The sequence below is a fragment of the Phenylobacterium sp. genome, from assembly GCF_041913825.1.
GTDB lineage: Bacteria > Pseudomonadota > Alphaproteobacteria > Caulobacterales > Caulobacteraceae > Phenylobacterium.
Genome location: NZ_JAYSEO010000033.1, coordinates 17,411 through 29,346 on the forward strand (window position 1 = coordinate 17,411; position 11,936 = coordinate 29,346).

Here is an 11,936-nt window from a genome sequence, read left to right on the forward strand (position 1 = left end):
AGTTGCTTACCGCCCGCCGCCTGAAGGTTCTCAGCCTCGCGCTGCTGATGTCGGGGGGCACCGTCGTCCTCACCCAGCAGTGGCTGCAGGGCGCGGTGCGCCAGGCCGCAGCCGACGCCCGCGCCGAGGCGACGCCGGCGGCGCCCGCCGCCGGAGCCCGCGTGCTCGTGGCCGCCACCGCCCTGCCGGCCGGGACCCTGCTGAAGCCGGAGCAGGTCCGCTGGCAGGACTGGCCCGCCGATGCCTCGACGGCTGGCTACCTGACCCAGGCCAACGCCACGCCCGAGCAGCTCGCGGGCGCCGTCGTCCGCACCAGCCTGGACGCCGGCGAGCCTCTGACCGCGACCCGCGTGGCCAAGCCGGGCGACCGTAGCTTCATGGCGGCGGTCCTGCGCCCCGGCTACCGCGCCGTCACCGTGAACGTGACCACCAGCGCCGCCGTCGCCGGCTTTGTCCAGCCCGGCGACCACGTGGACCTGATCCTCAGCCGCAGCCTGGGCGACGGCCAGCCTTTCGTGAGCGAGACCGTGCTCACCGACGTCCGCGTTCTGGCCACCGACCAGCGGTTGGCCAAGGGCGAGGAGGTCGTGGTTCCCCAGACCGCCACCCTCGAAGTCACGCCCAAGAACGCCGAGGTGGTGGCGGTGGTCAGCGAGCTGGGCAAGCTCAGCCTCAGCCTGCGCAGCCTGGGAGATGGCGTGGCCACGGCCGAGCCGCGGGTGGTCACCCGCACCTCCGACCGCGAGGCCACCCAGAGCGCCGCGCGTCCGGCCGCCGCCCCCGTGGCGCCGTCGCGGCCAGCGCCGGCCCCGCGGCCGCCCGCCCCCACTGTCCAGGTCTTCCGCGGCAGCCAGTCCACGACCGTCGGAGCCGGCCAATGAAATCGCGCGCGCTCGCTGCGGCGTTCGCCGCCGCCGCCCTGCTTGCTCCCGCGACGCAAGCCCGTGCGGCCGCCGAGGTCGTGGCCGGCCAGGAGACCCAGCTCGCGCTCGAGGTCGGCAAGGGTCGACTGATGCGGCTCACCCGGCCCGCGGCCACCGTCTTCATCGCCGATCCCAAGATCGCCGACGTGCAAGTGAAGTCGCCGACCCTGGTCTACGTGATCGGCAAGGCGCCCGGCGCCACCAGCTTCTTCGCCCTCGACGCCAAGGAAGAGAGCATCGCCAACCTGGCGATCTCCGTCGGCTACGACCACGCCCGGCTGCAGCAGATGCTGCGCCAGCAGGTCCCGGGCGCCGAGGTGCAAGTGGCCGCCGCCAACGGCGCCCTGATCCTGACCGGCAAGGTGGCCTCGGCCGCCGAGGGCGACGACGTGCTGCGTATCGCCAGCCTGTTCGTGCAAGCCGACGAGAAGGCGGGCGCCAGCCCGATTATCAACCGGCTGACCGTCGAGGCGCCGAACCAGATCAACCTGCGGGTCCGGGTGGCCGAGGTGTCGCGCGATGCGACCCGCCAGCTCGGCTTCAACTGGGAGACCGCCGTCCAGGTCGGCGAAGGCGGCGTGCTGGGCTTCGCCACGGGGACGGACTTCTTCCCGGAGCCGGGGGTCATCAATCGCCCGCCCAATGGCGTCGGCGCGATCGCCGGCGGCTTGTTCGATCCGGACAGTGGCCTGAACCTGAATGTCCTGATCGAAGCCCTCGAACAGAAGAACCAGCTCACGGTCCTCGCCGAGCCGAACCTAACCGCCGTGTCGGGCGAGCCGGCGAGCTTCCTGGCCGGCGGCGAATTCCCGATCCCGGTCTCCCAGGGCCCGGACCAGATCACCGTCAGCTACAAACAGTTCGGCATCAGCCTCAACTTCGTGGCGACGATCCTGGACGGCGGCCGGATCAGCCTGAATGTTCGACCCGAGGTCAGCCAGCTCTCGCAGGCCGGCGCCGTCACGGTCGAGGGGCTCACCGTCCCGGCGCTCACCACCCGACGCGCCGAGACCACAGTCGAGCTCGGCAGCGGCCAGAGCTTCGCCATCGCCGGCCTGATCCAGAACCAGATGTCGAAGGAAGTGCGCCAGTTGCCCGGCTTCGGCGACATCCCGGTCCTGGGCGAGCTGTTCAGGTCCAAGCGCTTCCAGCGCAACGAGTCCGAGCTGGTGATCATCGTCACGCCCTACCTCGTGAAACCCGTGAGCCAGCGGCTCGCCGCCCCGACCGATCCGCCGCGGCCGAAGGCCGCTGCGGCGGCGGCGGCTGAACCGCCGGCCAGGAAGGAGGGCTGAGATGCGCCTCGCGATCATCCTGCCTCTGCTCGCCCTATCGGCCTGCGCCGCCCCGAGGGCCGCGACCCCGGCCGCGGCGCTATCGCCCCCTGCGCCGGCCTGCGCGGATCCGCTCGACGTGGAGGACTACCAGGCCACGCCGGGGTTCGGCTGCGCCACCCTGGCCAACCTGCAGGCCATGATCGCAGACCCGCGCGACCTGGTGACCGGCGCCGAGCCGGGGCCGCCGCGCGGCGACGCCGCGATGGCCGCCGCTGGCCGCCATCGCGCCGGCGAAACCAAGGCTCTGCCCGCCACCCAGACCACGGGCGGTTCGGCCGGCGGCGCGGCCTCCGGCGGCGCAGCCCAGGAGTAGATCGCCATGGCCCTACCGCTCCTCGCCGGCGCGCCCGACACCGCGCCCACCTTCCTCGCCACCGTGGTTGACGACGTCACCCGTGAAGCCGTCCGCCAGGCCGCCGCCCAGTTCGGCTGGCCGGCCTCGCGTGTCCGGGAAGGCGGCGCGGCCGCCGCCCGCGAGCTGCTACGCGATGCGCCCGCCCCCGCCGTGCTGCTGGTGGACGCCAGCGATGCGGACGACGTGCTCACCGCCATGGACGCCCTCGCCGAGGTGTGCGAGCCGCACACCCGGGTGATCGCGCTCGGCCAGGCCAACGACATCGGCCTCTACCGCGCGCTCATGCGGATGGGGGTCAGCGACTATCTTGTGAAGCCTGTGGCGACCGAGACGCTCGCCGAGGCTATCGCCCGCGCCCGCCGCACGGAGGCGCCGGAGCCTGCGCCGGCGCGTCCGACCCGCGTCATGGCCCTGGTGGGCGCGCGCGGCGGCGTCGGTGCGACGAGCCTGGCAGTCTCCGCCGCCTGGGCGCTGGCCGGCGAGCACCAGCAGAAGACCGTGCTGCTCGACCTCGACCTGCAGTTCGGCGCCGCGGCCCTCAGCCTCGACCTGGAGACCGGTCGCGGGCTGCGCGAGATCCTCAGCAACCCCGACCGGATCGACAGCCTGCTGATCGGCTCGGCCATGGTGCAGCATGGCGAACGGCTGCGCGTGCTCGGCGCCGAGGAGCCGCTGGACGAGGAGGTCACGCTCGCCTCCGCCGGGCTCCAGGCGCTGCTCGGCGGTTTGGCTGACGACTGCGACGCGGTGGTGGTGGACCTGCCCCGGCGGACCGATGCTGTCTCCCGGGATCTTTTGGCGCGCGCCGAGACCGTGGGCGTGGTCACCGACCTCAGCCTGGCCGGCATGCGCGACGCCCAGCGGCTGCTCGCCCTCCTGAAGGGGCTGAGGCCGGAGGGACGCATCCTGCTCATCGCCAACCGCGTCGGCGGCACGTCCGGCGAGGTGCCGCAGGCCGAGTTCGAGCGCGGCGTCGGCGCAAAGCTCGACCTCGTCGTTCCCCATGACGGCAAGATGGCCGAGGCCGCCGCCCAGGAGGCCAAGCCCCTGCTGGCCGCGGCCCGAGGCGGCCCGGCCGAGACGGCGCTGCGCAAGCTGCCGGCCCTGCTGGCCGGCGTGGCGCCGGTGGACGCCGCACCCGAAGGAGGCGCGGCTTCGTGGATGAAGCGGCTGCTGGGGCGCTAGCATGTTCGGCAGGCGTGGACTGGGCGGCTCTGGCGACGAAGCGCGGCGGAAAGAGGCGCTGCAGCGTGGCGTGGCCGGGATAGAACTCCCTCCGGCTCAGGCATCAGCTCCGCCGGCGGCCAATGACGCCGGTCCCACGGCCGGCGCGCTGGCGCCCGCCGCCGCGCCGGCGCGGCCCGCCCGCTCGAGCAAGATCCAGGAGGCAGCCGCGCTCGCTCATGCGCGCGTCCTGGAGCGTATCGATAGCGAGGTGGCGAGCCGGCTGGACCGCGCCCAGCTCGCCGCCGAACTCACCGGCCCGGTGCAGGAGATCCTCGCGGAGCTGAAGGTCCAGTTGAACCAGCGCGAGCAGCGTGAGCTGGTGGACCTGCTGCTGGACGACATGCTGGGCCTAGGCCCGCTGGAGCCTCTGCTGGCCGACGACAGCATCACCGACATCATGGTCAATGGCCCGAAGCAGATCTTCGTCGAGCAGCGGGGCAAGCTGGTGCTCACCGAGGCCGCGTTCCGCGACGACGCCCACGTCATGTCGGTGGCCGGCCGCATCGTCAGCCAGGTCGGCCGGCGGATCGACGAATCCACCCCGCTGGTCGACGCCCGACTGACGGACGGCAGCCGGGTGAACATCATCATCCCGCCGCTAGCGCTGGACGGGGCGTCCATCTCGATCCGGAAGTTCTCCAAACGGGGCATCGACCTCGACCGCATGGCCCGGCAGGGCAACGTCTCGCCCGAAATGGCGACCGTACTGAAGATCGCCGCCCGCTCGCGCCTGAACGTGCTGATCTCGGGCGGCACCGGCTCGGGCAAGACCACCCTGCTCAACGCCATGAGCCAGATGATCGCCGCTGACGAGCGGGTGGTGACCATCGAGGACGCCGCGGAACTCCAGCTCCAGCAGCCGCATGTGGTCCGCCTCGAGACCCGGCCCGCCAACCTCGAGGGCAAGGGCGAGATCACCATGCGCGACCTGGTGAAGAACGCCCTGCGGATGCGGCCCGACCGCATCATCCTGGGCGAGATCCGCGGCGCCGAGGCCATGGACATGCTGCAGGCCATGAACACCGGCCACGACGGCTCCCTGGGGACCCTCCACGCCAACCGTCCGCGCGAGGCGCTGACACGCCTTGAGAACATGGTGGCCATGTCGGGCGTGAACCTGCCGTCCAAGGCGGTGCGCACCCAGATCGCCGCGGCGGTGCAGATGATCGTGCAGATCAGCCGCATGCGCGACGGCGTGCGCCGGATCACCTCCATCACCGAAGTGGTGGGCATGGAGGGGGACGTGATCACCACCCAGGAGCTGTTCGCCTACCGCTTCGAAGGCGAGGCGGCGGACGGGCGGCTGAAGGGCCGGTTCGAGTCCTCCGGCCTGCGCCCGGCGTTCACCACCCGCGCCGAGTACTACGGGCTCGACCGCATGCTGCTCGAGGCGGTCGGGTGAGCCTGCCGCCGCTCCTCCTCCTTCTGATGCTGGGCGCTGCGGCCGCGGTCGCCTGGGCGCTGGCGGACGTCTCGCCCGGCGCTCGTCGGCTGGTGAAGCGGGCGCGCAAGCTGCGCGGCGTCGACGGCGCCCAGGGGCAGGTCGAGCGCGCCCTGCGCGCCACCTCGAAGGGCCCGTTCGACGCCGTCCTGCAGCGGATCCTGCCGAAGCCGGCGGTGCTGCGCACCCGGCTGGAAGGCACCGGCCTTTCCCTGACCTTCACGCACTATGGCCTCGCCTGCCTGGCGGTGATGGTCGTGGCGACGACCGCCGCCCTCCTGCTGCGCGTCCCGCCGCCGCTCGCTCTGCTGGAGGGCCTGGCGAGCGGACTCTGGCTGCCGCACGTGGGCGTCGGCCTGCTCATCGGCCGCCAGCGCAACCGCTTCTACAAGCACTTCCCGGAGGCCGTGGCGCTGATCGTGCGTGGCCTGCGGGCCGGCTTGCCGGTGACCGAGACCCTGGGCGTGATCGGACGCGAGATCGCCGATCCTGTGGGCGAGGAGTTCCGCCGGATCGCCGACCAGGTTCGGTTCGGCGCGCCGCTGGACGAGGCGCTCTGGCAGACCGCCCGCCGGATCGGCCTGCCCGAGTTCAACTTCCTGGTGATCACGCTCTCGGTCCAGCGGGAGACCGGCGGCAACCTCGCCGAGACGCTGGAGAACCTCGAGCAGATCCTGCGACGGCGCCAGCAGATGCGCCTGAAGATCAAGGCCATGGCTTCGGAGGCGACCGCGAGCGCCCTGATCATCGGGGCCCTGCCGTTCGTCATGGCCGCGCTGATGTACACCGTGAACCCCGCCTACATCCGCCTGCTGGTTACCGACGAACTCGGCCGGCTCATGGCTGCGGCGGGACTGGCCAGCCTCACCGTAGGGGCGCTGGTGATGCGCAAGATGGTGCGGTTCGAGATATGAAGGCCGCCGAGCTGATGCCGTTCGACGCGCCGTCGGGCGCCGTGGTGGCGCTGATCGTCGGGCTGGCGAACTTCCTCACTATCCTGACGGTGCTCAGAGCGCTCGCCCCGCGCGACCTGATGGCCGCCCGCGCCCGCAGCCACGCCAAGCGCCGCCGCGAACTGCGCGCCGCCCGCCTCGCGCCCCGGCGCGCGCCGCGGGAACGCACCATCGTCGCGGCCCGCAACCTGATCGGGCGGCTGAAGCTCGATCGCGGCGAGGAGGCCCGCAAGGCGGGCGACCTGCTCGCCCAGGCCGGCTGGCGTTCGCCCGACGCCACGGCGATCTTCCTGACCCTGCGGCTCGCCTGTCCGCTGGTGGTTGGCCTGCTGGCCTACGCCTTCGCGCCCGCCTTCGTGCAGGAGCTGTCCGGACGGCTCCGGCTGGTCATCGGCGGCGGCGGCATGCTCGCCGGCGCCTACCTGCCGACGCTGCTGCTCCGGAACGCCATCACGCGCCGCCAGCAGAAGATCCAGAAGGCGCTGCCCGACGCCCTCGATCTTTTCGTGATCTGCGCCGAGGCGGGCCTCAGTCTCGACGCCGCCGTCACCCGGGTCGGCCGTGAGATGGGCCAGGGCGCCGACGAACTGGCCGACGAGCTCGGGCTGACCGCGATCGAGCTCGGCTTCCTGCCCAACCGGCGCGACGCCCTGCAGAACCTGACCCGGCGCGCGCCCATGCCCGCCATCCGGGCGCTGGTGAACACGCTCACGCAGACGGAGAAGTATGGCACCCCGCTGGCGCAGGCGCTGCGCACGCTGGCCGCAGAGTTCCGCGATGCGCGCCTGATGAAGGCCGAGGAGAAGGCCGCGCGCCTTCCGGCGACCCTCACGGTGCCGATGATCACCTTCATCCTTCCGCCGCTGTTCGTGGTGCTGGTCGGACCGGCCGTCGTCCAGGCGCTGCACGCGCTCGCCAAGTAGCGACCAAAGAAAAAGCCCCGCGGCGTCAGCCGCGGGGCTCTCGAGCGGTGGCGGGCTCGGCCCGCCGCCGGCGCGTCCTACTTCAGGTGCTGCGCCAGGTGCTTGTTCATCTCGAACATGGAGACCTTGTCCTTGCCGCCGAAGACCGGCTTCAGCTTGGCGTCGGCGACGATCTCGCGCTTGTTCTGCGGGTTCTGCAGGTTGTTCTTCTTGATGTAGTCCCAGATCTTGGAGACCACTTCACCCCGGGAAAGCTGCCCGGAACCGACCACGGCGGCCAGTTCGGAAGAGGGCGTAAGCGGCTTTTGCAGGGCGTTGGTTTTCTTGGTTTCGGCCATTGGGCTCCCCCAGCTAGGTATTCAGGCGCCGCCCCGACGTCTTCTCGAGGGCTGAGTCGCTTGAGCTATCCTAGGGGCGCATCGTTCGGCGCGCCACTCCTAGAGCGCGCCAGAGCGTCGCGCCCCCTCTTTCTAGCGAAGATCCGACTGAGACGCCCGGTAGGCGTCGCGTTCCATGGGCTCACGGGCTTCCGGCGAACGGGTGGTGCGGTCCTCGCCGCCCTGACGCTCGATGGTGTCGTAGAGCGCGTGGGTGGCCGCCTCGGTCACCGGGTCCAGGCGCTTGTCCCGGCTGGCGTAGCGGTAGGCGCCATAGGCCAGGGCGCCGCCCAGGATGATCAGTCCACCGATGAAGTTGATGGTCATCCAGCCGATGCCGCCCACGTCGGCCTCGCCCGCGTCGAGCCCGTCGGCCGCGGGATGCCCCAGCGAGCTCAGGATTCCGAAGGCGGTGGTCAGGGCGAAGCCCCAGAAGATCGCCGCGGCCGCCCAGGCCAGCCAGACGAAGATGGTCGCGCCGACGTCGCGGGTGCGATGCGCGCCGGCGTCGCTGCGCTCGGCGGAGTAGGTGTCGGTTCGGTCGCTGTAAGGCAGCGTAGCCATGATCGCGCCTCCAAGGTTGGCGTCGCCGCGGGTGCGGCGTCGCAGCAGCAACCCCTGCGCGCGGCCCAGGTTCCCGGAACGCAGCTCGGCGGCGGCGCTAGACGCCGAGGCCGCCCGTGACCTCGCCGTTCCACGCCCAGGGCGCCCGCCGACGGCTGAGCCGCTCGTGCAGACTGCGCACCCGCCGGCTCGCATAGTCCTCAAAGAGCCAGGGGGCGCAGGCGTGCACCAGGCACGCCAGACCGGCGGTGACCAGCTCCACGCCGAGCCCGCCGGCGGCGCGGGCATGCTCGAGGTAGGTCTCCCCCACGGCGTGGGGGTGGCGGGTGAAGTGGTCCAGCATCGGTCCTCCTCGAGGGTGGCCGGGCCATGTCTCCACGGATTCGCCCGGCGCGCCACCGCGGTTGACTTGCCGTGGCGGCACGCGCCCAACTTTCGTGCAACGACAAGCACATGGGAGGATGGCTGGTGACCGCGTGGACCTTCGCCGACGTCTGGGAAGCCATCGCCGCGGCTCAGCCGGGCCGCCCCGCCCAGATCCAGGGCGGACGCAGCCTCACCTGGGCGGAGTTCGACGCGCGCGCCGACGCGCTGGCCGCGGACCTGCTGGCGGCGGGACTCGGGCAGCAGGCCAAGGTCGCCGCCTACCTCTACAACGGGCCCGAGTACCTCGAGACCTACTTCGCCGCCTTCAAGGCGGGCCTCGCCCCGGTGAACACCAACTACCGCTACGGACCCGAGGAGCTGGTCTACCTCTTCGACAACGCCGACGCCGAGGCGGTCGTGTTCCACGCCGGTTTCGCCGAGACGGTGGCGGCGATCCGGCCGCGGCTGCCGAAGGTGAAGCGCTGGATCGCGGTTTCCGAGCCGGGCCATCCCGCGCCCGGGTGGTCGGCCGACTACGAAGCGGTGGTGGCGACGCCGACCGCCGTGCGGCCCACGAAGGCGCCCTGGGGGCGCTCGCCCGACGACCTGCTGCTGCTCTACACCGGCGGCACCACCGGCATGCCCAAGGGCGTCATGTGGCGCCAGGACGACCTGTTCAACGTCATCGGGGCCGGCGGCAACGCGGCGCTCGGCGTGCCGCCGGCCGCCTCCATCGAGGATCTCGTCGCGCGCATCGGGGAGCCGGAGCACCTGCGCCCGATCAGCCTTGTGGCCTGCCCGCTGATGCACGGCACCGGACAGTTCTCGTCCTTCATCTGCCTGAACCAGGGCGGGACGGTCGCCACCCTTCCCTCGCGCAAGTTCGACGCCGTCGAGCTCTGGAACGAGGCGGAGCGGCTGGGCGCCACCGCAATCGTCCTGGTGGGGCTCGCCTTCTCCACGCCGATGCTCGAGGCGTTGGAGGAGAACCCCGGCCGATGGGACCTGTCGTCCGTCCGCAGCATGAGCTCGTCCGGTTCGATGTGGAGCCAGGAGAACAAGCGCGGCCTGCTGCGGCACTGCGCCAATGCGGTGATCTACGACAGCCTGGGCTCCTCGGAAGCCGTGGGTCTCGGAGCCTCGGCCTCCGCGCCGGGCGCCGAGATGCAGACGGCCGCCTTCATGCTGGGCCCGAACTGCGCCGTCTTCACCGACGACGGCCGCCGTGTGGAGCCTGGCTCGGGCGAGCGCGGCATGGTGGCGGTCAGCGGCTTCCTGCCGGTCGGCTACTACAAGGACCCGGAGAAGTCGGCGAAGACCTTCCGGTTGATCGACGGCCAGCGCTGGAGCGTCCCCGGCGACTGGGCGGAGGTGAACGCCGACGGCTCGCTGAAGCTGCTGGGCCGCGGCTCGGTCTGCATCAACACCGGCGGCGAGAAGGTCTTCCCTGAGGAGGTCGAGGAGGCGCTGAAGACCCACCCCGGGGTGCGCGACGCGGTGGTCGTGGGCGTTCCCGATCCGCGGTTCGGCGAGCGGATCTGCGCGGTGGTGGAGCCCGAGGGCGCGGCAGCGCCGTCCCTCCCCGAGCTCTCGTCGCACGTCCATGGGCAGCTCGCCGGCTACAAGGCGCCGCGCGAGCTCGTGTTGGTGGAGACCATCGGCCGGGCTCCCAACGGCAAGGTGGACTACAAGGCGGTCAAGGATCGGGCGCTGAAGGCGCTGGGCCGGCCGGGCTAGCGCTTGCCGCGCGGCTCCCGGGTCAGGCGGCTCATCAACAGGGCGGCGCGCTGCGCTTGGCGGTCGAGACTGCGGAGATCGGCCGTCTCGCCCGGGGCGTGGGCGCCCTCCCCGGCCATGCCCAGGCCCACCAGCCCATCGATGAAGGACACGAAGGCGATGTCGCCGGCGCCCCGGCGGGCAGGATCGCCCTGCGACATCTCCGGCAGCCCGAGCGTGGCGTTCACCTCGTTCAGCTTGCGCAGCAGGGCCTTGTTGCCCGCGGTGGGCGCCATCGGCGGATAGCCGGTGTCGGCGAACTCGATGGTGGCCTGGGCTTGCGGCAGGGAGCGGGCGACGATCGCCTGCATCTTCGCCCGGACCCGCGCCTCCTGTTCGTTCGACAGCGTGCGGATGTCACCCAGCGCCACGGCTTCCGCCGAGATGATGTTGGTCTTGCCGACCGCCGAGACGCCAGTCTCACCGGCGTTCGCCGCGGCTTTGGCTCCGCCGGCGATCATGCCGACATTGAAGGTCAGGTTCGGCTCCGGCAGCTCGCGCCGGAAGGCCTCGATGATCCGGGCGAGCTCATAGTTGGCGCCGCAGCCCATGCCCTCGGTGCAGACGCCGGAGGAGTGGCCGGACTTCGCCTTCACCCGGATGGTCCATGAGTTCGACGAGCGTCGGGCGATGGAGCCGATGTCCCTGTCCCCCTCGACGGACAGGCCCTCGAAGTCGAGCGCCACGTCGCTGCTCCGGCCGGCCGCGATCAGGTCCCGGCGGGCGATGGCGATGGGACTGCCCGGCTTCTCCTCGTCGCCGGTGAGCACCACGGTGATGTCGGCGTCCTTCAGAGTCCCCGCCGCCTGCATGGCGCGCAGCGCCGAGACGATGATCACCAGACCGCCCTTCATGTCGCCGACGCCGGGCCCTTCGACAGTGTCGGCGCGCCGGGTCCAGCCCTGGAACGGGCTATCCGGCTCGAACACGGTGTCCAGGTGGCCGATCAGCAGCATGCGCTTGCCGCGGCCGTTCCCCTTGTGAGTGGCCACGATGTGCCCGGACCGGCCGGTTTCCGCCATCGGGATCCAGCGGACCTGGAAACCCAGCGGCTCGAGTTCGGCGCGCATCATGCCGCCCACCGCCTCGACGCCCTTGAGGTTCATCGATCCGGAGTTCACCCGCACGAGCTTTTCGAGCAGCTCGACGTTCCGCCCGTGCTCCGCCTTCACGGTGGCGATCATCCGCGCCTCGGCCGCGGTGGGCGGCGCGGCCACCGCCGGCGCAGCCGCCAGCAGCCCCGCGGCCAGGACGAGGGCGCGAAGGGTCGAACGCATGGGACGCTCCTGGAGGGGGATCAGCCCGGCTGCTTCTCGCCGAGCGTGCGGACGAAGTCCACGAGGGCCGAGCGCGGCGGCCCCTTGGGAAGGTGCGAATAGGCCTTGAGGAGTTCGAGCGCGCCGGGCTCCGCCAGCAGGGCCGCCACCTCGTCGATGGCGCCGCTCGCCGGCCCGACCTCGCCGAACATCTCCGAAACCGGCGCGCCCAGCGTCTTGGCGATCCGCGACAGCATCGAGGCGCTGACCCGATTGGCGCCGCGCTCGTACTTCTGGATCTGCTGGAAGGTCACGCCGGCGGCTTCGGCCAGGGCCTGTTGCGACAGGCCGCGGACCTTGCGCAGCAGGCGGATGCGCGCGCCGACGGCGATGTCCACAGGATCGGCGAGCGCCTCGGATTTGCGGGCCATGGTGGGG

13 protein-coding genes are annotated in these 11,936 nt (G+C 71.8%); 8 read left to right on the forward strand and 5 right to left on the reverse strand.

The features are described 5' to 3' along the window. The first annotated feature begins 2 nt into the window (after positions 1-2). The 7 genes from cpaB to ACE3Q8_RS20880 are packed head-to-tail and all read left to right on the forward strand — an operon-like array spanning position 3 to position 7,159. Complete coding sequence (cpaB, locus tag ACE3Q8_RS20850) at positions 3-881, forward strand: Flp pilus assembly protein CpaB (RefSeq protein ID WP_374472523.1); 879 nt, start codon at positions 3-5, stop codon at positions 879-881. Then, complete coding sequence (locus ACE3Q8_RS20855) at positions 878-2,218, forward strand: type II and III secretion system protein family protein (protein WP_374472525.1); 1,341 nt, start codon at positions 878-880, stop codon at positions 2,216-2,218. The genes cpaB and ACE3Q8_RS20855 overlap by 4 nt, the downstream gene beginning before the upstream one ends. A 1-nt stretch (position 2,219) precedes the next feature. Then, the gene (locus ACE3Q8_RS20860) at positions 2,220-2,573 is read left to right on the forward strand and encodes a CpaD family pilus assembly lipoprotein (protein ID WP_374472527.1); all 354 of its coding nucleotides are present in this window, start codon (positions 2,220-2,222) and stop codon (positions 2,571-2,573) included. Positions 2,574-2,579: 6 nt separating this feature from the next. Then, a complete protein-coding gene (locus tag ACE3Q8_RS20865) occupies positions 2,580-3,800 on the forward strand; it encodes a CpaE family protein (RefSeq protein ID WP_374472529.1) in 1,221 nt (406 codons plus the stop codon). Between the two features lies 1 nt (position 3,801). Further along, complete coding sequence (locus ACE3Q8_RS20870; protein WP_374472531.1) at positions 3,802-5,244, forward strand: CpaF family protein; 1,443 nt, start codon at positions 3,802-3,804, stop codon at positions 5,242-5,244. Continuing rightward, the gene (locus ACE3Q8_RS20875) at positions 5,241-6,197 is read left to right on the forward strand and encodes a type II secretion system F family protein (protein ID WP_374472533.1); all 957 of its coding nucleotides are present in this window, start codon (positions 5,241-5,243) and stop codon (positions 6,195-6,197) included. Before ACE3Q8_RS20870 ends, ACE3Q8_RS20875 begins: the two co-directional genes overlap by 4 nt. Next, positions 6,194-7,159 carry a type II secretion system F family protein gene (locus tag ACE3Q8_RS20880; RefSeq protein WP_374472535.1) on the forward strand — a complete coding sequence of 322 codons (966 nt, stop codon included), beginning with the start codon at positions 6,194-6,196 and terminating at the stop codon, positions 7,157-7,159. Before ACE3Q8_RS20875 ends, ACE3Q8_RS20880 begins: the two co-directional genes overlap by 4 nt. Before the next feature lie 77 nt (positions 7,160-7,236). On the opposite strand, the gene ACE3Q8_RS20885 is transcribed toward ACE3Q8_RS20880, so the two are convergent. The 3 genes from ACE3Q8_RS20885 to ACE3Q8_RS20895 all read right to left on the reverse strand — a co-directional run bounded on the left by ACE3Q8_RS20885 (position 7,237) and on the right by ACE3Q8_RS20895 (position 8,443). Next, positions 7,237-7,497 (reverse strand): SWIB/MDM2 domain-containing protein, encoded by a 261-nt coding sequence (locus ACE3Q8_RS20885; protein ID WP_374472537.1) that lies wholly within the window; start codon positions 7,495-7,497, stop codon positions 7,237-7,239. Between the two features lie 132 nt (positions 7,498-7,629). After that, entirely contained in the window at positions 7,630-8,100 is a 471-nt protein-coding gene (locus ACE3Q8_RS20890; protein WP_374472539.1) for a hypothetical protein, read from the reverse strand. Between the two features lie 97 nt (positions 8,101-8,197). Then, the gene (locus ACE3Q8_RS20895; RefSeq protein ID WP_374472540.1) at positions 8,198-8,443 is read right to left on the reverse strand and encodes a DUF6356 family protein; all 246 of its coding nucleotides are present in this window, start codon (positions 8,441-8,443) and stop codon (positions 8,198-8,200) included. 125 nt (positions 8,444-8,568) lie between these two features. On the opposite strand from ACE3Q8_RS20895, the gene ACE3Q8_RS20900 reads away from it, so the two are divergent. Continuing rightward, positions 8,569-10,203 (forward strand): AMP-binding protein, encoded by a 1,635-nt coding sequence (locus ACE3Q8_RS20900; RefSeq protein ID WP_374472542.1) that lies wholly within the window; start codon positions 8,569-8,571, stop codon positions 10,201-10,203. Here ACE3Q8_RS20900 and ACE3Q8_RS20905 read toward each other — a convergent pair. Together ACE3Q8_RS20905 and ACE3Q8_RS20910 are read right to left on the reverse strand one after the other, a co-directional pair. Beyond that, complete coding sequence (locus ACE3Q8_RS20905; protein ID WP_374472543.1) at positions 10,200-11,519, reverse strand: M20/M25/M40 family metallo-hydrolase; 1,320 nt, start codon at positions 11,517-11,519, stop codon at positions 10,200-10,202. The genes ACE3Q8_RS20900 and ACE3Q8_RS20905 overlap by 4 nt on opposite strands. A 20-nt stretch (positions 11,520-11,539) precedes the next feature. Further along, positions 11,540-11,929: a helix-turn-helix domain-containing protein gene (locus ACE3Q8_RS20910; protein WP_374472544.1), complete on the reverse strand. Its 390-nt coding sequence runs from the start codon at positions 11,927-11,929 to the stop codon at positions 11,540-11,542. Positions 11,930-11,936: the final 7 nt, after the last annotated feature.

Excerpts from the sequence above, each read along its gene's own strand:
- ACE3Q8_RS20890 (WP_374472539.1), bottom strand. The coding sequence starts at position 8,100 with ATGGCTACGCTGCCTTACAGCGACCGAACCGACACCTACTCCGCCGAG.
- ACE3Q8_RS20870 (WP_374472531.1), top strand. The coding sequence starts at position 3,802 with ATGTTCGGCAGGCGTGGACTGGGCGGCTCTGGCGACGAAGCGCGGCGG.
- ACE3Q8_RS20865 (WP_374472529.1), top strand. The coding sequence starts at position 2,580 with ATGGCCCTACCGCTCCTCGCCGGCGCGCCCGACACCGCGCCCACCTTC.
- ACE3Q8_RS20860 (WP_374472527.1), top strand. The coding sequence starts at position 2,220 with ATGCGCCTCGCGATCATCCTGCCTCTGCTCGCCCTATCGGCCTGCGCC.
- ACE3Q8_RS20855 (WP_374472525.1), top strand. The coding sequence starts at position 878 with ATGAAATCGCGCGCGCTCGCTGCGGCGTTCGCCGCCGCCGCCCTGCTT.
- ACE3Q8_RS20910 (WP_374472544.1), bottom strand. The coding sequence starts at position 11,929 with ATGGCCCGCAAATCCGAGGCGCTCGCCGATCCTGTGGACATCGCCGTC.
- ACE3Q8_RS20885 (WP_374472537.1), bottom strand. The coding sequence starts at position 7,497 with ATGGCCGAAACCAAGAAAACCAACGCCCTGCAAAAGCCGCTTACGCCC.
- ACE3Q8_RS20895 (WP_374472540.1), bottom strand. The coding sequence starts at position 8,443 with ATGCTGGACCACTTCACCCGCCACCCCCACGCCGTGGGGGAGACCTAC.
- ACE3Q8_RS20880 (WP_374472535.1), top strand. The coding sequence starts at position 6,194 with ATGAAGGCCGCCGAGCTGATGCCGTTCGACGCGCCGTCGGGCGCCGTG.
- ACE3Q8_RS20905 (WP_374472543.1), bottom strand. The coding sequence starts at position 11,519 with ATGCGTTCGACCCTTCGCGCCCTCGTCCTGGCCGCGGGGCTGCTGGCG.